The sequence below is a fragment of the Acinetobacter lwoffii genome (assembly GCF_024129115.1).
Classification (GTDB): Bacteria; Pseudomonadota; Gammaproteobacteria; order Pseudomonadales; family Moraxellaceae; genus Acinetobacter; species Acinetobacter lwoffii_T.
The window spans coordinates 1-387 of the sequence record NZ_JAMXXO010000067.1; the positions used below are offsets into that span (position 1 = coordinate 1).

At 47.8% G+C, this 387-nt stretch carries 1 protein-coding gene; it reads right to left on the bottom strand.

Annotated features, from left to right (window positions below; translation table 11 throughout):
- Window positions 1-387: transposase family protein (locus tag NI470_RS15695; RefSeq protein WP_481124123.1), on the bottom strand; the 387-nt coding region annotated here is incomplete at both ends.

Genomic DNA, 387 nt, shown 5'->3' on the forward strand with positions numbered 1-387 from the left:
GCATTGGCCTCAGCAATCGAACTGATGCCTTCCAGACGCATCTCCTTGATCAAACGGTCTTGAAGGGTTCTATTCGCGCGTTCTACGCGACCTTTAGCCTGTGGTGAGTTGGCAAAGATAATATCAATCTTTAACTCATTCAGAATCCGGCCAAATTGCGTGATTTTGCTGTCCTGGCTCGATTTCTGGTTCACTCGGAAGACCGAATGTTTATCGCTATAAAAGGCCAGAGGCTTACCGTATTGTTCAATGTAGGCTCGGGTTGAAAGCATATAGTCGAAGGTCGTTTCCGCCTCACAGAAGCGCAGATGCAACAGTTTTCCAGTGGCATCATCGATATAAACCAGCAAGCAGCACTTAGCAGCGCGTCCTTCGAACCAGTCATGA